This window comes from Thauera sp. SDU_THAU2, assembly GCF_038260575.1.
Classification (GTDB): Bacteria; Pseudomonadota; Gammaproteobacteria; order Burkholderiales; family Rhodocyclaceae; genus Thauera.
The window spans coordinates 3030859-3050891 of sequence record NZ_JBBWUN010000003.1 but is presented as its reverse complement, the minus strand read 5'-3'; the positions used below and the strand labels follow the sequence as shown (position 1 = coordinate 3050891).

Sequence of the window (20033 nt, the reverse complement as noted above, 5' to 3'; positions counted from 1 at the left end):
GACGATGGACTGTACCCTGGCCTTGCCGGCTTGCGGCGGGCTCCATGGCAGAGGCTTACGACCTTGCTGCCAGTGTGGTCAAAATCCGTGGGATAATTGGCCGCTTCCGCTGTACCCAGCGACCGAGCCAAGGCAGTGCATTCGCTCACGCGTAACTCACACCCCGGAATTCCATGCGTATCCTGCTGGCAGAAGATGATCCCGTGATTGCCGACGGCATCGGCCGCGCCTTGAGGCGCAATGGATATGCCGTCGATCATGTCGACAACGGCATCGACGCCGACGTGGCGCTGGCGTCCCAGCCATACGACCTGCTCATTCTCGATCTCGGCCTGCCGCGGCTGCCGGGCATCGAGGTGCTCAAGCGGCTGAGAGCGCGCAAGTCGGCGCTGCCAGTGCTGATCCTGACGGCGCAGGACGGCGTCGATGACCGCGTGCGCGGGCTCGACGCGGGTGCGGACGACTACATGGCCAAACCGTTCGCCCTGCCCGAACTGGAGGCGCGCGTGCGCGCTCTGACGCGCCGCGGCACCGGCCAGGCGCGCTGCCTCGAACTGGGGCGCCTGTCCTACGACCAGGCCGACCGCGTGGTCAAGGTGGACGGCCAGGTGCTCGAACTGTCGGCACGCGAAATCGGCCTGCTGGAAGTGTTCCTGCTGCGCGTCGGGCGGCTGGTGAGCAAGGATCAACTGGTGGATCACCTGTGCGGCTGGGGGAGGAAGTCTCCAGCAATGCCATCGAAGTCTACGTACATCGTCTGCGCAAGAAGCTGGAGGACAGCGGCGTGCGCATCGTGACCGCTCGCGGGCTGGGCTATTGCCTGGAGAACTCGGATGCGGCGCCGGCGGCGAAAGTCTGACAGGGCAGCATCGAGTACGAAGCGCCCGGGGCCGCCGAATTCGCTGTTCGGCGAAATCCTCGACTGGCTGCTGGCGCCCTTGCTGTTCCTGTGGCCGATCTCGATCATCATCACGCACAACGTTGCCGACAGCATCGCCAACCAGCCCTACGACCTTGCGCTGGCCGATGGTGTCCGTACCTTGTCCCGCATGGTTGCGCATGAGGATGGCCGGGTCGTCGTGCGCTTTCCCGCTCCGCCCCGCGCCCTGTTCCGCGCGGATCAGGATGACGTGCTGTATTTCCAGGTGGCGGACGAGCATGGCGTGATCGTGGCCGGTGATGCGGACATTCCCAGGCCGCAGGGCTTGCAGCCGCCGGCAGGAGAGGACGTGCTGTTCCGCGACGAAACCATCCATGGCGAAGAGACACGGATCGCCTACCAGTTGCTGAGGCCGGGGGCGGGTGAAGATTCTCCGCTGGTCTGGGTTCAACTGGCCGAGACCCGCAACAAGCGCGGCGATCTGGCGTCGCGCGTGGTCACCGGGGTGCTGCTGCCGCAGTTCGCCATCATCCCGCTGGCCGTGCTGCTCGTCTGGGTCGGGCTGTCGCGAGGCATCACGCCGCTCAACCGCCTGCAGAGCCTGATCCGCCGACGGCGGCCGACCGATCTATCGCCGGTCCAGCCGGCGAGCGTGCCGGAAGAAGTGAGGCCGCTGATCGTCGCCTTCAACGACATGATGGAGCGCCTCGAAGAGAATCTGCAGGCCCAGCAGCGTTTCATTGCCGATGCCGCCCACCAGATGCGCACACCGCTGACCGGGCTGAAGATGCAGACCGACCTCGCCCTGCACGAGACCGATCCCGAGCAACTGCGCCAGTCGCTGGCCCATATCGCCGAAAGCACCGATCGTGCGGCCCACCTCATCAATCAGCTGTTGTCGCTGGCGCGGGCCGAGGCGAGCTTCGAGAAGATGTATGCCGTCGAGCCGGTGAATCTGGGCATGATCGTGCGCGAAGTGGCGCTGGAACTGTTCCCGCGCGCGCAGGCGAAAGAGATCGATCTTGGTGCGGAAGGCGGTGACGGCGAATTGCTGGTCGAGGGCAACGCGGTGCTGCTGCGCGAAATGGTCAAGAATCTGGTGGATAACGCGATCAAGTACACGCCTCGTGCGGGGCGCGTGACGGTGCGAACGCGCTTTGCCGGTTCGCCGATCCTCGAAGTCGAGGATACCGGTTCGGGTATTCCCGAGGCGGATCGGGAGCGTGTGTTCGAGCGCTTCTATCGCGTGCTGGGAAGCGGTGCGGACGGTTCCGGCCTGGGCTTGCCGATCGTGCGCGAAATCGCCGAGCTGCACCGTGCCATCGTCACGCTCGACGCCAATCCGGCGGGGCAGGGGACGTTGGCGCGCGTGGTCTTTCCGCGCAGCCATCTCCATGCTCCGCCACCGGTGCAGGGCGATGTTTATCCCCTTGGCTAGGTACGGGGCTCAGGTTTCACATGGACTCTGCCGACGGATTGTTTGATCTGAGTCAATAAACATTAAAAAACCACAGATAAGTAAAATCTTTTATCCTCTTGTAAGTGCAGCGTAAGCGTCGCCACATACTTTGGGCGCCGCCGATCGATGTGCGGCTTTTCAAACAACAAGCAGGAGGGAGAGATGGAAAGCAATACAGTGGCGAAAGTCGTCGCCAACCCCAAGTATCAGAAGCTGGTCAGCACGCGCACCCGCTTCGGCTGGACGCTGACGATCATCATGTTGGTCGTGTACTACGGCTACACCGCGATCATCGCTTTCGACAAGGAGCTGTTCCACCAGCGCCTGGGCGAAGGGGTGATGACGCTTGGCGTGCCGGTCGGTTTCGGGTGATCATCTTCACGATCGTCATCACCGGCATCTACGTGCGTCGCGCCAACTCGGAGTTCGACGCCCTGACCGCGGAAATCGTCAAGGAGAGCGGTAAATGAGCGGCCGTTACGCACGTCTGGGCGGCGGACTCGCCCTTGCCCTCCTGTCCGCTGCCGCATTGGCAGCCGGTGGCGATCTCGGCCAGGCCGAGAAGCAGGCCACCAACTGGACCGCGATCATCATGTTCGGCGCCTTCGTTGCCGGCACCATGTTCATCACCAAGTGGGCCGCATCGAAGACCAAGTCGGCGGCCGATTTCTATACCGCCGGCGGCGGCATCACCGGTTTCCAGAACGGCCTGGCCATCGCCGGCGACTACATGTCGGCGGCGTCCTTCCTCGGTATTTCCGCCGCGGTCATGGTCAGCGGCTACGACGGCCTGATCTACTCGATCGGCTTCCTCGTCGGCTGGCCGATCATCACCTTCCTGATGGCGGAAAAACTGCGCAACCTCGGCAAGTTCACCTTCGCCGACGTGGCTGCCTACCGTTTCGAGCAGACCCCGATCCGCGCATTCGCCGCGTCGGGCACGCTGGTTGTCGTGGCCTTCTACCTGATCGCCCAGATGGTCGGCGCCGGCCAGCTCATCAAGCTGCTGTTCGGCCTCGACTACTGGATGGCGGTGGTGATCGTCGGCGCGCTGATGATGGTCTACGTGCTGTTCGGCGGCATGACCGCGACCACCTGGGTGCAGATCATCAAGGCGGTGCTGCTGTTGTCGGGCGCGTCCTTCATGGCCTTCATGGTGATGATGAACTACGGTTTCTCGCCCGAGCAGCTGTTCGCCGCATCGGTGAAGGTCAAGGCCGATGCCGCGATCGCAGTCGGCAAGTCGCCGGAAGAGGCCAGCGCGCTCGCCCAATTGATCATGGGGCCGGGGTCCTTCATCAAGGATCCGATCTCGGCGATCTCCTTCGGCATGGCGCTGATGTTCGGTACCGCAGGCCTGCCGCACATCCTGATGCGCTTCTTCACCGTGCCGGATGCCAAGGAAGCACGCAAGTCGGTGTTCTGGGCCACGACCTGGATCGGCTACTTCTACGTCCTGACCTTCATCATCGGCTTCGGCGCGATCGTGCTGGTGTCCAACAATCCGGAGTTCCTCGACGCCAACGGCGTGCTGAAGGGCGGCGGCAACATGGCGGCGATCCACCTCGCCAATGCGGTCGGCGGCAACGTCTTCCTCGGCTTCATGTCGGCGGTGGCTTTCGCGACCATTCTCGCGGTGGTGGCGGGCCTGACGCTGTCGGGCGCTTCGGCGGTGTCGCACGACCTCTACGCCACGGTGTTCAAGAAGGGCAATGCCGATTCCGCTTCCGAGCTGCGCGTGTCGCGCATCACCACCATCGTGCTGGGCGTCATCGCGGTGATTCTGGGCATCGCATTCGAGAAGCAGAACATCGCCTTCATGGTGTCGCTGGCCTTCGCCATCGCGGCCTCGGCAAACTTCCCGGTACTGTTCATGTCGGTGCTGTGGAAGGATTGCACCACCCGTGGCGCAACCATCGGCGGCTTCATCGGCCTGGTCTCCGCCGTGGGTCTGACCGTGGTGTCGCCGTCGGTGTGGGAAGCAACGCTCGGCAACCCGGCGGGTTCGGCGCTGTTCCCCTACACGTCGCCGGCCCTGTTCTCGATGACTGCCGGTTTCCTCGGCATCTGGCTGTTCTCGATCCTCGACAACAGTGCCCGCGCCAAGGCCGATCGCGCCGGCTACCTGGCCCAGCGCGTGCGGTCCGAGACCGGGATCGGTGCCGCGGCGGCCTCGAGCCACTAAACCTCGGCCCAGCCCTTCCCCCTCGGGAAGGGCTGCCGATGGCAATACGACAGGCGGCGGGCTCGGGCTCGCCGCCTGTCGTTTTTGGCGAGCTGATTCGGATAGAGGAAAAAGAAAGGCAGGTAACAGGCAATGCTTGACCTCGAATGAATTCAGGCTATAATGCACACCTCTTCGGCCAGGTAGCTCAGTTGGTAGAGCAGCGGATTGAAAATCCGCGTGTCGGCGGTTCGATTCCGTCCCTGGCCACCAAGGAATTCTTCAAGCAAAAAGCCCGGTCCTATCGATCGGGCTTTTTGCTTTCAAAGCGGCCTCCAGGCCCTCATGCAGACGATGCAGGCGTTGCCGGCGGAGCAAGGAAACTGGCTGATTCCGCTCAATTTTTGCCCGTAGACCTGGGTGCTATAATGCGCACCTCTCCATCGAAGCGTGCTGAACAGCCCGATCCCGAATGCAGCTTTACGCCCTTGGCCTGAACCACCACACAGCGCCGCTTGCGATTCGCGAGCGCGTTGCGTTTCAGCCGGAAAGGCTGGGCCAGGCGCTGCACGATCTGGCCCATGCGGATTCGGTGCGGGAGGCGGCGATCCTGTCGACCTGCAACCGTACCGAGCTGTATTTCGCCGCCGAGCAGCCCCAGCATGCGGCGGACTGGCTGGCGCGCTTCCACCAGGTGGCGCTCAACGACGTTTCACCCTATCTGTACGCCTATCCGCAGCGCGACGCGATCCGCCACGTGTTCCGCGTCGCCAGCGGCCTCGATTCGATGGTCATCGGCGAGCCCCAGATTCTCGGCCAGGTCAAGGATGCCGCGCGCCGCGCCGAAGAGGCGGGCACGCTGGGCACGCTGCTGCACAAGCTGTTCCAGAACACCTTCGCGGTGGCCAAGGAGGTGCGTTCCACCACCGCGATCGGTGCCAATACGGTGTCGATGGCGGCGGCGGCGGTGCATCTGACAGAGCGGATCTTCGAGAGCGTGAGCGATCAGCACGTGCTGTTCATCGGCGCGGGCGAGATGATCGAGCTGTGCGCAGCGCATTTCGCCGGTGCGCAGCCGAAATCCATGACGGTGGCCAACCGCACGGAAGAGCGTGCGCTGGCGCTGGCTTCCCGCTTCGGCGCGCAGACCATGCGCATCGACCAGATCGGCGACATGCTGTCGCGCTTCGACGTGGTCGTCTCCTGTACCGCGGCGCCCTTGCCCATCGTCGGCCTGGGCATGGTCGAGCGGGCCGTGAAGGCGCGCCGCCACCGCCCGATGGTGATGGTCGACCTTGCCGTGCCGCGCGATATCGAGCCGGAGATCGCCGGGCTCGACGACATCTTCCTGTATACCGTCGACGATCTCGCCCAAGTGGTCGATGCCGGCATGGAGTCGCGCCAGCAGGCGGTGATCGAGGCCGAGCAGATCATCAACACGCGCGTGGATGGCTTTCTGCACTGGATGTCGGCGCGCGAAACCGTGCCGGCGATTCGTGCGCTGCGCGAACATGCCGAGAGCCTGCGCCAGGCCGAACTGGAGCGTGCGGTGCGCCTGCTGGCCAAGGGCGACGATCCACAGAAGGTGCTTGAGGCGCTGTCGCATGGTCTGACCAACAAGCTGATGCATGGCCCGACCCGTTATCTGAACCAGGCGGAAGTCGCGCACAAGGCCGAGGCCGGCCAGTTCGTACGCCAGCTTTTCAATCTCCCCCACCAGGGCTAGCGCAGTACACCTGCGTTCAGGCCTGCAACTGCGGGCCGACAGCCCTCATCCAGCCATGAAACAGAGCATCCGCGACAAACTCGAACATCTTGCAGCACGCCTGCAGGAACTGGACCGTGCCCTGGCGGCCGAGGATGGCGCGCACGACATGAATGCCTTCCGCGACCTGTCGCGGGAGCGCGCCGAGATCGAGCCGGTGGTCGCGCTGTATGCGTCTTACGTGCAGGCCGAAGCGGACCGGGACACCGCGCGCGAACTGCTGGCCGATCCCGAAATGCGCGAGCTCGGGGAACTGGAACTGGAAGCCGGCGAAGCACGCATCGCGACGCTCGAAGACGAGCTGCAGCGTGCCTTGCTGCCGCGCGATCCCAACGACGAACGCAACCTCTTCCTCGAGATCCGCGCCGGCACCGGCGGCGACGAGGCGGCGCTGTTCGCCGGCGACCTGCTGCGCATGTATTCGCGTTATGCCGAGCGCCAGCGCTGGAAAGTCGAGATCGTGTCGGCGAGCGAATCCGATCTGGGCGGCTACAAGGAAGTGATCGCCCGCATCGCCGGCAACGGTGCGTTCTCGAAACTGAAGTTCGAGTCCGGCGGACATCGTGTGCAGCGCGTACCGGTGACCGAAACCCAGGGGCGCATCCATACCTCGGCGTGCACCGTGGCCGTGCTGCCCGAGGCGGACGAGGTCGCGGCGATCGAGATCAACCCGGCCGATCTGCGCATCGATACTTTCCGGGCTTCCGGGGCAGGCGGGCAGCACATCAACAAGACCGACTCCGCCGTCCGCATCACGCACATTCCGACCGGCATCGTCGTCGAATGCCAGGACGACCGCTCCCAGCATCGCAACAAGGCCCAGGCCATGTCGGTGCTGGCGGCGCGCCTCCACGATGCCAAGGTGCGCGCCCAGCAGAGCGCGGAGGCGGCACAGCGCAAGAGCCTGATCGGCAGCGGCGACCGTTCCGAGCGCATCCGTACCTACAACTTTCCGCAGGGCAGGGTGACGGACCATCGCATCAACCTCACGCTGTACAAGCTGGAAGCGGTCATGCAGGGGGAACTCGACGAACTGGTCGATGCGCTGACGCTCGAGCATCAGGCCGAACTGCTTGCCGCCCTGGCTGAAGAGTGATGACGGCGAGCAAGCCGGGCTCCGCCCCCGATCGAACCGACATCGCCGGCGCCCTGGCGTGGGCGAGGATGCGTATCGATCTGATGGATGCGCGCGTGCTGCTGCGCCACGTGCTGCAGTGCCCGGCGGCACGGCTGGTGGCCTGGCCGGAGCAGATGCTGGATGGAGAAGACTGGGCAGCGTATCGCGCACTGGTCGAGCGCCGTGTGATCGGTGAGCCGGTTGCCTATCTCGTCGGCATGCGCGAGTTCTTCGGCCGCGAGTTCATGGTCACGCCTGCGGTGCTGATCCCTCGCCCGGATACCGAATTGCTGGTCGAATTGGCGATCGCATATTTTTCCGACCGCAAGGCTGCCCGTGTGCTGGACATGGGCACGGGCAGCGGAGCGCTGGCGATCACGCTGGCGCTCGAACTCGACGAGGCCGATGTCAGCGCGATCGACCGCTCACGCGAAGCCCTGTGGGTGGCGATGGCCAATGCCGCCCGTCTCGGCGCCAGCGTCTCATTCGTCCAGAGCGACTGGTTCACGTCCCTCGGCGACGAGCGCTTCGACCTCATCGTCGCCAATCCGCCCTACGTCGCTGCGGGCGACCCGCATCTGGAGCAGGGCGACGTGCGCTTCGAGCCGCCGGGCGCCTTGGCGGCAGGCCCTGCCGGGCTCGACGATCTGCAGGAAATCGTCATGCAGGCGCCTGTCCGCCTGGCGGCCGGCGGCCGCCTGTTCCTCGAACATGGCCATGATCAGGCTGCGGCCGTGCGCAGTCTGCTGGCAGATGCCGGCTTCGCGGAAATCGCCTCGTGGAAGGACATCGCCGGCATCGAGCGGGTCTCGGGCGGCCGCTGGCTGGGGCGTGACTGAATCCACGAAGTGCTGCGGCATGCCCATTGTGGGTGCATTGACGCTGAACACCACCCATCCTAAAATTACCCGACTATTAAACTCAACTTTTGATGGCCCCAATCATGAGCATTCAAGACGTCATTCGCGACCAGGTCACCAACAACGACGTGGTTCTCTACATGAAGGGTTCGCCGCAGTTTCCGCAGTGCGGCTTCTCGTCGGCCGCCGTCCAGATCCTGAAGGCCTGTGGTGTGAAGGAAGTGCTGGCGGTCAATGTGCTGGCCGATGACGAGATCCGCCAGGGCATCAAGGAATTCTCCAACTGGCCGACCATTCCGCAGCTCTACATCAAGGGCGAATTCGTCGGCGGTAGCGACATCATGCGCGAGATGTACCAGAACGGCGAGCTGCAGCAGATGCTGAAGGATGCAGGGGTGGCGCGGGACGCCTGATGTAGGCGTGCTTGCGGGCACATTTGCCGATAAAGCCCGGCGGGAATCTGTCGGAACTTTTTACACCGTTGTTCAGACTTTGTCGCCGAATGGCGGGTGCAGACGGACAGGTCGTTGAAAAAAGGACGCTTTGCGGGTGCAGGGCACTGATGGTTTGATTCTTGCTTTGATAGCTCAATGTGATGAAATTCCGGTACTTGGGAACTCTGGCGGATTAAGCTGTGTCCCTCGTCCGATATTGGGCAAAGAGGTTCTTCATGTCAGTTGATGACAAATCCCGCAATGAAGCGCGCAGGCGCCTGATCAAGTCGGCCGCTGCTGCGCCGGTCGTTTTCACGCTGCCGAGTGGGGCTGCGCTTGCCGCGACCAGTTCGAGCTGCGAGGCCAATAGCTCTGGACTGTTCGGCAGGGAGACTCCGCGTGCGGTGGAAATGGGAACTGACAAATGGGTACGCGCCCGAGTCCAAGCGTTGAAATTCAAGGCGGTGAAAGCGGCTGGCAACGGGTCCGAGAACGTGAACGGCTTCATGTATGGCGATAGCTATTACAAGGTGTCGAACGGCGGCGCGGAGGAGGTGACCCTGAAGTTTGGGAGTCAGCCGACCCTTTACCCCAATCAGTATTATTATGTTCTGGTCAACTATCCCGACCGCACGCCGATACTCGATGTCTCGGCAATCGGTGCGACGCCGATGGCGGGGGGTCGTGCTGGAACTCCCTGATGCCGGACAGCGTCTCTGGCGACAACACCCTCATTTCCTGATCACGACGCGGTGCTTCGCCCCCGTTCCATCGTTCGCCCCTTGGGTGAAGCCGCACTTGTGTTCGATCCCCTGACGTGGCAGACGCATCTGCTGCCCGCCGAACTTGCGGCGGTTGCTGCGGTTGCGGAAGAACTCGCACTAGATGGACCGGTTACTGCAACATGGCTTCGGCAGGCGCTTGCCGCCGAGGCAGATGAATCGGAAGCGACGTTCGACGACGTAGTCGCAGCCTTGGCCGATGTCGGCCTGGTGGAGACATGACGAGCGGTGATCCGTTTACCACGGTAGGTGATTGGTCTCAAAAGGAGCTTGTCCGTACACTGCGCGGCGATGGCCTTTACATCGACTACGGTGCTTGCACGGTTCGGGTGTGCAGCCGGGCTTCAGGCTTCGCCGCTGCTTTTCGCCATGTCCTACCGGCATTTCGCACCGGTCCGCCGCGCTGATTTCACGGATTTTCATGTTGATATCGAGCCAGGCAAGGGTGCGCGGCGCTGGTTGAAGCCGCAGTCCCGGTTTCTGATCGACCGCGTCCAGCCTTTCGAGCCCTTTGCGGCAAGCCATGCTTTGCCGCACTACGAATGGGGTCTGAACTGGAGTTTCGGTCAACGCTTCAATCAATATGTGCTGCTGCATGCTGGCGTGCTCGCCCAAGCGGATCGTGCATTGTTGCTTCCTGCCACACCTGGTTCAGGCAAGAGTACGCTGACTGCGGCGATGATGCTTGCCGGCTTTCGGCTGCTGTCGGATGAGTTTGGCGTATTGCGGCCCCAATCTGGCGATCTGCTGCCGATGCTCAAGCCGGTGGCGCTCAAGAATGCATCGATCGGCGTGATCCGCGGTTTCTCGGCGCAAGCCGAACTGGGGCCGACCTTTACTGCCACGCGCAAGGGCGACGTTGCCCATCTTGCGCCGGACGCGGCGAGCGTTGCCTTGGTTCACCGTCCGGCGCGTCCGGGGCTGATCGTCTTTCCGGCCTGGCGTCCGGGCGTACCGTTGCAACTCGAGCCGCAAGCGCCCGAGCAGGCTTTCACCCGGCTTGCCTTCAACAGTTTCAACTACGGCGTGCTCGGAAGGATTTCGTTCGAGGCGGTGGCCGATCTCGCTGCCGCCTGTCCAGCCTACCAACTGGTTTATGGCCGGCTTGATGAGGCTGTGGCCTGCCTGCGGCAATTGCTCGATGCTCAGGGGAGCGGGCCGGCATGAGCGCCAACTTGCAGAACGCTGTATCCTGCCTGCTCGGTGTGCTGCGCGAGCCGGCGAGCGCTCATGCCATGGGCCTGGGCGATTGGGAGGGGGTGATCCGTCTCGCGCGCGCGGCGCGCCTACATGCGACGCTGGGCTGTCGCCTGATGGTCAATCCGGCGCTGTGGGCGGCGGTGCCGGAACAGCCGCGCGGCCACTTGCAGGCGGCGATGAATTTTGCTGCCCACCGTCGCCATCTGCTCGAACTCGAACTGCGTACGCTCGCCGATGTGCTGCCGCCCGGTATCGATGTCGTGCTGCTGAAGGGCGCGGCCTACCAGATGCAGGGCTTGCCGAGCGCCGACGGGCGGATTGCCGCCGACATCGACCTGCTGGTGCGGCGTGCCGATCTCGATGCGGTGGAAGCGGCACTCGCGGCCGAGGGTTGGGCGTCCACGGTCAGCGATGAATACGATCAGCGCTACTATCGCGAGTGGAGCCACGAGTTGCCGCCAATGCGTGCAGAAGGGCATGCGCTCGAACTCGACCTGCATCATGCGATCGCGCCGGTGACCAGCCGGTGTACTCCGGATGTGGAGATGTTGTTTGCTGCTCTGCTGCCTTTGCCGGGTTTGCGTTTCAGCGTCCTGAGCCCGGCGGATCAACTCGTGCATGCAGTCGTGCATTTGTTCCAGGATACGGAGCTCGATGGGCGTCTGCGCGATCTTGTCGATATCGATGGCTTGCTGCGCATGCTGCCTGCCGATGATGGCTCGATGCGTGCCTTGGCCGCGCGCGTGAGGCAGCATGGCGCCGATCGCCTGTTCTGGTACGCCCTGCATTACTGCGAGCGCTGGCTGGGCACGTCCGTGCCGGCCGTGCTCTGGCCCTCGCCGCCGCCGCGGCCGGTTCGACGGGTGATGGACTGGATGGTGGCGCATACCTTGCTGCCGCGTCTGCCGGAAGCCCGCAGCCCCCTGGGCTGGAGAGCGGCGGGCGGACTGGCCCGCCTGCGCTATCACCGCATGCGCATGCCTGTCTCTCTGCTGGCGCGCCATGCGGCAATCAAGACCTGGCGAAATGTGCGGCAGCTGGCACGGAGCCAGTGAGCGCGCTTTCTCAATCGCGCCGCAGCGAAAGCGCCTGATTCAAGCGCGTCGCCAGCCGCAGCGCCTCGCCCAGATACCCCCGTCCGAACAGGTTCAGATGGTTCAGCATGTGGTACAGACCATAGAGCTGCTTGCGGGTCTCGTAGCCTTCGTCGAGTGCCCAGCCGGTACGGTAGCGGGCATAGAAGCTGCCCGGAAAGCCGCCGAACAGCTCGCTCATGGCGAGATCGGACGCGCGGTCGCCGTAATGCACGGCGGGGTCGTAGATCGTCGGTGTGCCATCGGCGAGCATCGCGGCGTTGCCGTGCCAGAGGTCGCCGTGCAGCAGGCTTGCGCGCGGGCGGTAATCGAGGAACAGTGCCGGCACGCGGTCGAACAGGCGTTCGCCCTGCTTCTGGAGTTCGCCGCCGAAGCCTTTGCTGCGGGCGAGGGCGAATTGCGGGCGCAAGCGGTGTTCGGTGAAGAACAGCGCCCAGTTGTCGGCGAAGGGGTTGCGTTGCGGCGTGCTGCCGATGAAGTTGTCGCGCCGCCAGCCGAAGTGCGGGCCGGTGGCCTGGTGCAGTGCGATCAGGGCATCGGCGAAGCGGACGCCGTCCTCGGCAGATTGCAGCGGATGCAATTCGAGATGTTCCAGCACCAGGAAAGCATGTGCGTCGCTGCCGTTGCCGGTGCTGCCGCTGGCGATCGGAGTCGGCGTGCGGAAGCTGCCGGCTGCTGCGAGCGCGAGCAGGCCGTCGATTTCGGCTTCGAACATCGGCAGCCGGTCGGCGCTGGCGAGCTTGACGAAGAAGCGTTCGCTGGCGCCGGCGACGACCATCGTGGTGCTGAGGCCTGTACCGGTCGCCTGGGCGCTGCGGATGCTGAAACGGTTGCCGAAGCGCTGGCGAATTGCGGCCTCGATCGCGGGCAGGGCTGGATGTGTCACAGGTTGGCGATCCGGGCGCTGGCCAGCGACAGGCGGGTGGCCAGGACTTCGAGAAAGGCTTTGTAGAAGTGCATGCGACAGGTGTCGCTGGCACGGCGCAAGGCGCGGGCGCGCAACGTGACGAGGCTGGTCGCCGTGCTTGCCGTGACCGAGGCCGAGCGTATGCCCGCAGCGGCCGAGAAGACGGCGATTTCGCCGAAGCATTCGCCTGCCGTCAGCACGTTGAGCAGGCGGCCGCGTTTCTTGACCTGCGCTTCGCCGTCGATGATGAAGCAGATCGAGTCGCCGCCTTCGTCCTCCTTCATGATCACAGTGCCGGGCTGCACCTGGCTGAACTGCGACAGGCGGAGCACTTCCCACAGCTCGGCGTCCGAGAACTCGCGGAAAAAGCGCATCGCGCGCAAGGCCTCGAAGCGTTCGGCTTCGGGTATCGAGCCGCGTGCGACTTCCACGCTGCGGTTGCGGAAGGCGAGCGCCAGGTCGTGCGAGAACTCGGCCCAGCTCTGGTAGCGGTGATCGACGTCGCGCTCGGTGGCGCGGCGGACGATGGCGTCGAGCGCTTCGGGGACCTCGGGGCGCAGTTCGGACGGGCGCGGCACGAGGTCGTGGGCGATGCGGTACAGCAGGCTGTAGTTGTTGCTGGTTTCGAAGGGCAGGCGGCCGGTCAGCAGTTCGAACATCACCACACCGAGCGAATAGATGTCGGTGCGATGGTCGAGCGGCACTTCCCGAACCTGCTGGGGCGACATGTAGGCCGGCGAGCCGATGCCCGAGATCTGCGTGGTCTCGCGCGCCGTGGCCAGTGCCGAGCCGAAGTCGGAGATGCGGATGTCGCTGCTTTCCGGCGTCATCAGCAGGATGTTGGCCGGCTTGATGTCGCGATGGGTGATGCCCTGGTGGAAAGCGTAGTCCAGCGCGCGGGTGGCCTTGAAGACGATTTCGATGATGCGTTCGAAGCTGGCCAGCGAGCCGGGGCGGGTCAGCTGCTCCAGGGTGCCGCCGGGCACGTAGTCCATGACGACGTAGGCGTTGTCGTCGTCCACCGCGGCGTCGTGGATCTGGACGATGTGCGGATGGTGCAGGCGGCCGGAGAAGGCGGATTCGTTGAGGAAGAGCTGGCGGTAGAGCCGTCCGCGGTTGCGATCGTTGAGCACGTCGCGGCGCAGCTGCTTGATCGCCACTTCCCGCTGGTTGAAGGGGTCCCAGGCCAGGAAGACGACGCTGGTGGCCCCTTCGCCGAGCTGGCGGCGAATCTCGTACTTGCCTATCCGCTCCACCGCCATGGGGTTCGGTCAGCCTCGCAGCTTGCGCGCGCGCGCGATCGCCGCCCGCACCTGCTCCGGCGCGGTGCCGCCGACGTGCTTGCGCGAGGCGAGCGAGCCTTCGACGGTCAGCACGCCGAACACGTCCTCGCCCAGGCGCTCGGCGGCGCCCGGTACGTGCGCCATGGCGATGCGCAGTTCGTCGAGCGAGAACTGCGGCAGGTCGCAGTCCTTGACGTCGGCTGCGCGCACCGCCAGCGCCACGGCTTCGTGGGCGTCGCGGAAAGGCAGGCCTTGCTTCACCAGGTAGTCGGCGAGGTCGGTGGCGGTGGCATAGCCCTGGCTCAGCGCGCCGCGCATGGCCTCGGCCTTGACCCGGATGCCGGTGATCATGTCGGCGTAGATGCGCAGCGTGTCGATGACCGTGTCGGCGGTATCGAACAGCGGTTCCTTGTCTTCCTGGTTGTCCTTGTTGTAGGCCAGCGGCTGGCCCTTCATCAGCGTCAGCAGCGCGATCAGGCTGCCGTTGACGCGGCCGGTCTTGCCGCGCACCAGCTCGGGCACGTCGGGGTTCTTCTTCTGCGGCATGATCGAGCTGCCGGTGCAGAAGCGGTCGGCGAGGTCGATGAAGCCCACGCGCGGGCTCATCCACAGGATCAGCTCTTCCGACAGGCGCGACAGGTGGGACATCAGCAGCGCGGCGGCGGCGCAGAACTCGATGGCGAAGTCGCGGTCGCTGACGGCGTCGAGCGAGTTGAAGCAGACTTCGTCGAAGCCGAGTTCGGCGGCGACGAATTCGCGGTCGATCGGATAGCTGGTGCCGGCCAGCGCGGCGGCGCCGAGCGGCAGGCGGTTGACGCGCTTGCGGCAGTCGGCGAAGCGCTCGGCGTCGCGCCGGCTCATCTCGTAGTAGGCCATCAGGTGGTGGCCGAAGGTGACCGGCTGGGCGACCTGCAGATGGGTGAAGCCGGGCATCGGCGTGTCGGCATTGGCTTCGGCGACGTCGAGCAGCCTGTCCTGGAATTCGGCGATCAGCGCCAGGATCTGGTCGATCGCATCGCGCAGCCACAGGCGGATGTCGGTGGCGACCTGGTCGTTGCGGCTGCGGCCGGTGTGCAGGCGCTTGCCGGCGTCGCCGACCAGCGCGGTCAGGCGCTTCTCGATGTTGAGGTGGACGTCCTCGTCGTCGAGGTTCCAGGCGAATTCGCCGCGCTCGATCTCGCCGGCGATCTGCGCCATGCCGCGTTCGATGTCGGCGAGGTCGGCGGCGGCGATGATGCCCTGCTTGGCCAGCATCCTGGCGTGGGCGAGCGAGCCGCGGATGTCCTGGCGGGCCATGCGCTGGTCGAACATGACCGAGGCGGTGTAGCGTTTGACGAGGTCGGAAACGGGTTCGGTGAAGCGGCCGGACCAGGCCTTGGCGGGTTCGCCATTGCCGGCAGCCGGCATCGTGGTGTCTGTCATAATGCGTGTCGGAGGGTGTCGGCCCGCGTATTCGGCGGGTCTTGCATGGGGACTTGTCTTGCTGGGGAGCGATCGCTGGCGCGGCGCCAAAAACGATGGAAAGTATAAAGCAAAAGCCCGTGCCGCTCGGCGCCCCGGCGCTGCCGGATTTCCGCAATCTGGGCGTCATCCTGCGCCTGCTGGTGCTGGTGAACCTGTTCGCGCTGGCCACGCTGCTGGTTCGCGTCGACGAAGGGGAGCGGCTGCTCGCCGAGGCGGTGCTGATGGCCGGCCGCCTCGAACTTCCGCTGCTGCTGGTCGTGCTGCTGCTGTATCTCGCTTCGCCCCGGCTCAGGACGGTGTCCCCCCGCATCGCGCTGGGCGGCCTGCTGGCGCTGGTGGTGTTCGCGGTGGCGCTCAGCTATCCGCTGACCGAAGGCGGCAGCCTGTTCCGCCGCCTTGCCTGGGCGCTGGCGGCGGCCATGATCTGCCTGACTTACTTCGACTATCGCAGCCGGCGCTATTCCCCGGCGCTGGCCGAGGCGCGGCTGCAGGCGCTGAGCGCGCGCATCCGCCCCCATTTCCTGTTCAACAGCCTGAACGGCGTGCTGGGCGTGATCCGTTCCGACCCCCGGCGGGCCGAACGGGCACTCGAGGAACTGGCCGATCTGTTCCGCGTGCTGATGCGGGAGAACCGCGAACTGGTGCCGCTGGGCGACGAGGTGGCGCTGTGCGAGCGCTACGTCGATCTCGAACGCCTGCGTCTCGACGAGCGCCTGGCCGTGCGCTGGGAGCTGCCGGCGGCGGGAACGCCCGCGCATGCCGAGCTGATGCATGCCCGCGTCCCTGCGCTGCTGCTGCAGCCGCTGCTGGAGAATGCCGTCTACCACGGCATCGAGCCGTCCAGCGAGCCGGGGGAGGTCGTCGTGCGCATCGAGCGCCGCGGAGGCGAACTGAGGCTGGAAGTCGATAACCCGGTGTGCGATGCCGAGCGCCATCGCGCCGGCAATCGCATGGCGCTGGACAACATCCGCGAGCGCCTGATGCTGTTCTTCGATCTGGAGGCGGGGCTGGACAGCGATAGCGACGAGGGCCGCTATCGCGTCCGCATCCGCCTGCCCTACAGGAGCTCGGAAACATGAATCCTGCTGCCGGCCAGGCGGCTGCACTGCGGGTACTGATCGTCGATGACGAAGCGCCCGCCCGTTCCCGCCTGCGCGACCTGCTCGGCGACATCGCCCGGACCTGCCCGAACGCCGTGGCCGGCATGGCCGCCAACGGCGTCGAGGCCTTGCGTCTGCTCGAAACCGAAGAGGCCGACGTGGTGCTCGCCGACATCCGCATGCCGGCGATGGACGGCGTCGAGCTTGCCCGCCATCTGGCCCGCTGCACGCCGCCGCTGCCGGTGATCTTCGTCACCGCCTACGACCAGTACGCGGTCGAGGCTTTCGAGCTGGCGGCGGTGGATTACCTGCTCAAGCCGGTGCGTGCCGAGCGGCTGGCGGCTGCGCTGGGCAAGCTGCGCAGCCGCCAGCCGCCAGCCGATCCGGTGTTGGCGAGCCTGGCGCCGAACGAGCGCCGCCATTTCAGCGTCAGCGAGCGCGGCCGCATCCTGCTGCTGCCGGTGGCCGAAGTGCTCTACCTGAAGGCCGAGCTGAAATACGTCACCGCGCGCACCGCCGAACGCGACTACCTGCTCGACGAATCCCTGGTGCAGCTCGAACAGGAGTTCCCCCGGCGCCTGCTGCGGGTGCACCGCAGCTGCCTGGTGGCGCGCGACGCGGTGCTGGGTGTCGAGCGTGTCGGCGAGGCCGACGGCGAAGGGCGCTGGGAAGTGCTGCTGAGAGGGTTGGAAGGTCCGGACGGTCGCCTGCCGGTCAGCCGCCGGCAATGGCCGGCGGTGAAGCAGGCGCTCGGACGCTGATCAGCCGCTGTTGCGCAGGCCGGCGGCGATGCCGTTGATCGAGATGTGGATGCCGTTGCGGATGCGCGGATCTTCCCCTTGTTCGCGATGGCGGCGCAGCAGTTCGACCTGCACGTGGTTGAGCGGATCGAGATAGGGGAAGCGGTTGCGGATCGAGCGCTTCAGCAGCGGGTTGTCGTCGAGCAGTTCGTTCTGGCCGGTGATCTGCAGCAGCGCGCCGACGGTGGCCTGGTGCTCGGCGCGGATGCGGCCGAAGATTTCTTCCCGTAGCGCGACGTCCTTGACCAGGCCGGCGTAGCGGCTGGCGATCGCCAGGTCGCTCTTGGCCAGCACCATGTCCATGTTCGACAACAGCGTGGCGAAGAAGGACCACTCGCGGTACATGCGCTGCAGCAGTGCCAGGCCGTCGTCCGGATGCTTTTCCAGGAAAGCGCGCACCGCGCTGCCGAAACCGTACCAGCCCGGCAGCATCACCCGGCACTGCGCCCAACTGAATACCCACGGAATCGCGCGCAGATCGTCGATCGCGGTGCTCTTCTTGCGCGAGGCCGGTCGCGAGCCGATGTTCAGCGCGGCGATCTCGCTGATCACGGTGGATTCCCAGAAATAGCGCTCGAAGCCTTCGGTGTCGTAGACCAGGCCGCGATAGGCGGCGAAGGCAGTATCGGACAGTGCCTGCATGGCGCCGAGGAAGGCGGCCGGCGTGGGTTCGGCATCGGCCGGGCGCAGGCTGGTCTCGAGCGTGGCAGCGACCAGCACTTCGAGGTTGCGGCGGCCGACTTCCGGGTTGCCGTACTTGGCGCCGATGACTTCGCCCTGTTCGGTGAGGCGGATCTGGCCCTGCACGGCGCCGTCGGGCTGGGCCAGGATGGCCTGGTAGCTCGGCCCGCCGCCGCGGCCGACCGAGCCGCCGCGGCCGTGGAACAGGCGCAAGCGGACGTCGTGGCGGGCGAACGCGGCGACGAGTTCGCCTTCGGCCTTGTACAGCGCCCAGCCCGAAGTCAGGAAGCCGCCGTCCTTGTTGCTGTCCGAATAACCCAGCATCACTTCCTGGGTCTGACCGCGCGCGGCCAGCAGTTCGCGGTAGATCGGCAGCGAGAACAGCCGGTCCATGACGCCGGCGGCGTTCTCCAGGTCGCCGATGGTCTCGAACAGCGGCACGATGTTGACGTCGAGCGCCTTCTCCAGCGGCCGCAGCAGGCCGGCTTCCTTCAGCAGCACCGCCAGCTCGAGCAGGTCGGAGACGTCGTCGGTCTTGGAGATGATGCAGTTGCGGATCGCTGCCGTGCCGTAGCGCAGGTGGGCGCGGCGGGCAGTGCGGAAGATCGCCAACTCGCCTTCGGTCTCTTCCGAATAGCGCAGGTGCGGCGAGGCCAGCGGGCGGGCGGTGGCCAGTTCCTCGAGCAGCAGCGCACAGCGGCCGGTCTCGTCGAGGGCACGGTAATCGGTGCCGGGGCAGGCGGTTTCGAGCAGTTCGGCGACGACGCGTTCATGCACGTCGGAGTTCTGGCGCAGGTCGATCGGCGCCAGGTGGAAGCCGAACACCTTCACTGCGCGGCGCAACTGGCGCAGGCGGCCGCGGGTGAGCGCAGCGGAGCCGTTGGCGAGCAGCGAGCGGTGCAGGATGTCGAGATCGTCGGCCAGTTCCGCCGCATCGGCATACGGCGCGGCTTCGGCGACGGCGTGGCGGGTGGGCTCATGGCCCAGCAGTGCGCGATAGCTGGCGGCCAGCCGGGCGTAGATGCCCGACACGGCCAGGCGATAGGGTTCGTCGCTGCGGTGCGGCGAGTTGTCCGGCGAGCGTTCGGCCAGCGCCAGCAGCGCGTCCGAGGCGCCGGCGAAACCGTGGCTCATCGACAGTTGCGAGCCCAGGCGGTGCAACTGGTCGAGGTAGTGGTCGAGCACCACGGTGGCCTGCATCGACAAGGCCTTGTCGAGCACTTCGGCAGTGACGAAGGGGTTGCCGTCGCGGTCGCCGCCGATCCAGCTGCCGACCTGCAGGAAGGCGGCGAGTTCGACGCCGTCGAGGCCGGGGCTCGCCGCGGCCAGGCGGTCTTCCAGGCTGGCGTAGAGCCGCGGCAGTTCGTGCAGGAAAGTCGTGTCGAAGTAGGACAGGCCGTTGGTGACCTCGTCGATCACCGACAGCTTGGCGGTGCGCAGCATGCGTGTCTGCCACAGCGTGAGCACGGCGCGGCGCAAGGCTTCGAGGCTGGCTTCGGTTTCCTCGGGGGTCAATTGCATGCGGTCGCGCTCGTCGAGCAGGCGCGCGATCACCGTCTCGCAGTTGAGGATGCTCTTGCGCTGGACTTCGGTGGGGTGGGCGGTCAGCACCGGCGACACCAGCGCGGTGTCGAAGAATTCGGCCAGCCCGGCGGCATCGGCCGCGCCGCTGTCCAGCACGCTGGCCACGGCGTGGGCGAGACTGCCTTCGCGCGGCGCGGAGCCGGCGATCAGGTGGGCCCGCGAGCGGCGGATGTGGTGCTGGTCCTCGGCGATGTTCGCCAGGTGCGAGAAGTAGCTGAAGGCGCGCACGACCTGGATGGTCTGGTCGCGCGACAGGGCGTCGAGGATGTCCTCGAGTTCGCGGCGCGCGGCGGCATCGTCGTCGCGGTGGAAGCGGACCGAATTCTGCCGGATGCGCTCGATCAGCTCGAATGCGGCGGCGCCTTGCTGGTCGCGCACGGTGTCGCCGAGCAGGCGGCCGAGCAGGCGGATGTCTTCGCGCAGCGGTGCGTCTTTGTCCTGGTTCATGTCGTTTCTGCT

General features: G+C 65.7%; 16 protein-coding genes, 1 tRNA gene and 2 pseudogenes. 15 read left to right on the top strand and 4 right to left on the bottom strand.

Annotation, left to right across the window (positions count from 1 at the left end):
- Window positions 1-173 precede the first annotated feature (173 nt).
- The 13 genes and pseudogenes from AAFL97_RS15945 (at window position 174) to AAFL97_RS15885 (ending at window position 11716) form a co-directional block, all read left to right on the top strand.
- Window positions 174-859 (top strand): annotated as a pseudogene (locus tag AAFL97_RS15945) (response regulator).
- The gene (locus AAFL97_RS15940) at window positions 834-2318 is read left to right on the top strand and encodes a sensor histidine kinase (protein ID WP_341645752.1); all 1485 of its coding nucleotides are present in this window, start codon (window positions 834-836) and stop codon (window positions 2316-2318) included. The pseudogene AAFL97_RS15945 and the gene AAFL97_RS15940 overlap by 26 nt, the downstream one beginning before the upstream one ends.
- Before the next feature lie 183 nt (window positions 2319-2501).
- A pseudogene (locus tag AAFL97_RS15935) lies at window positions 2502-2809 on the top strand (DUF485 domain-containing protein).
- Window positions 2806-4524 (top strand): cation acetate symporter, encoded by a 1719-nt coding sequence (locus tag AAFL97_RS15930; RefSeq protein WP_341645751.1) that lies wholly within the window; start codon window positions 2806-2808, stop codon window positions 4522-4524. The pseudogene AAFL97_RS15935 and the gene AAFL97_RS15930 overlap by 4 nt, the downstream one beginning before the upstream one ends.
- Window positions 4525-4700: 176 nt before the next feature.
- Window positions 4701-4776 (top strand) — tRNA-Phe (locus AAFL97_RS15925).
- Between the two features lie 199 nt (window positions 4777-4975).
- Window positions 4976-6229: a glutamyl-tRNA reductase gene (gene hemA, locus AAFL97_RS15920; RefSeq protein WP_341645750.1), complete on the top strand. Its 1254-nt coding sequence runs from the start codon at window positions 4976-4978 to the stop codon at window positions 6227-6229.
- Between the two features lie 55 nt (window positions 6230-6284).
- Complete coding sequence (gene prfA / locus AAFL97_RS15915) at window positions 6285-7364, top strand: peptide chain release factor 1 (protein WP_341645749.1); 1080 nt, start codon at window positions 6285-6287, stop codon at window positions 7362-7364.
- Entirely contained in the window at window positions 7364-8224 is an 861-nt protein-coding gene (prmC, locus tag AAFL97_RS15910) for a peptide chain release factor N(5)-glutamine methyltransferase (RefSeq protein ID WP_341645748.1), read from the top strand. Before prfA ends, prmC begins: the two co-directional genes overlap by 1 nt.
- 104 nt (window positions 8225-8328) lie before the next feature.
- Window positions 8329-8658, top strand: coding sequence for a Grx4 family monothiol glutaredoxin (gene grxD / locus AAFL97_RS15905; protein ID WP_341645747.1), 330 nt, complete (start codon window positions 8329-8331; stop codon window positions 8656-8658).
- A 257-nt stretch (window positions 8659-8915) separates the two neighbouring features.
- A complete protein-coding gene (locus AAFL97_RS15900) occupies window positions 8916-9380 on the top strand; it encodes a hypothetical protein (protein WP_341645746.1) in 465 nt (154 codons plus the stop codon).
- 51 nt (window positions 9381-9431) lie between these two features.
- Window positions 9432-9683, top strand: a complete 252-nt coding sequence (locus tag AAFL97_RS15895; RefSeq protein ID WP_341645745.1) for an HPr-rel-A system PqqD family peptide chaperone — start codon at window positions 9432-9434, stop codon at window positions 9681-9683.
- 147 nt (window positions 9684-9830) lie between these two features.
- Window positions 9831-10628 carry an HprK-related kinase A gene (locus AAFL97_RS15890; RefSeq protein WP_341645744.1) on the top strand — a complete coding sequence of 266 codons (798 nt, stop codon included), beginning with the start codon at window positions 9831-9833 and terminating at the stop codon, window positions 10626-10628.
- A gap of 38 nt (window positions 10629-10666) precedes the next feature.
- Window positions 10667-11716 (top strand): nucleotidyltransferase domain-containing protein, encoded by a 1050-nt coding sequence (locus AAFL97_RS15885; RefSeq protein WP_341645743.1) that lies wholly within the window; start codon window positions 10667-10669, stop codon window positions 11714-11716.
- Window positions 11717-11726: 10 nt separating this feature from the next.
- On the opposite strand, the gene AAFL97_RS15880 is transcribed toward AAFL97_RS15885, so the two are convergent.
- Genes AAFL97_RS15880 through argH form a run of 3 tightly spaced genes read right to left on the bottom strand, consistent with a single transcriptional unit; the run spans window position 11727 to window position 15367 of the window.
- Window positions 11727-12641: a fructosamine kinase family protein gene (locus AAFL97_RS15880; RefSeq protein WP_341645742.1), complete on the bottom strand. Its 915-nt coding sequence runs from the start codon at window positions 12639-12641 to the stop codon at window positions 11727-11729.
- Window positions 12638-13924 (bottom strand): serine/threonine protein kinase, encoded by a 1287-nt coding sequence (locus AAFL97_RS15875; RefSeq protein ID WP_341645741.1) that lies wholly within the window; start codon window positions 13922-13924, stop codon window positions 12638-12640. The genes AAFL97_RS15880 and AAFL97_RS15875 overlap by 4 nt, the downstream gene beginning before the upstream one ends.
- A 9-nt stretch (window positions 13925-13933) precedes the next feature.
- Window positions 13934-15367, bottom strand: coding sequence for an argininosuccinate lyase (gene argH, locus AAFL97_RS15870; RefSeq protein WP_341645740.1), 1434 nt, complete (start codon window positions 15365-15367; stop codon window positions 13934-13936).
- 95 nt (window positions 15368-15462) lie between these two features.
- Here argH and AAFL97_RS15865 point away from each other — a divergent pair, with 95 nt between their 5' ends.
- Together AAFL97_RS15865 and AAFL97_RS15860 are read left to right on the top strand one after the other, a co-directional pair.
- A complete protein-coding gene (locus tag AAFL97_RS15865) occupies window positions 15463-16488 on the top strand; it encodes a sensor histidine kinase (protein WP_341645739.1) in 1026 nt (341 codons plus the stop codon).
- Complete coding sequence (locus tag AAFL97_RS15860) at window positions 16485-17270, top strand: LytR/AlgR family response regulator transcription factor (RefSeq protein WP_341645738.1); 786 nt, start codon at window positions 16485-16487, stop codon at window positions 17268-17270. Before AAFL97_RS15865 ends, AAFL97_RS15860 begins: the two co-directional genes overlap by 4 nt.
- On the opposite strand, the gene ppc is transcribed toward AAFL97_RS15860, so the two are convergent.
- Window positions 17271-20021, bottom strand: a complete 2751-nt coding sequence (gene ppc, locus AAFL97_RS15855; protein WP_341645737.1) for a phosphoenolpyruvate carboxylase — start codon at window positions 20019-20021, stop codon at window positions 17271-17273.
- Window positions 20022-20033 lie beyond the last annotated feature (12 nt).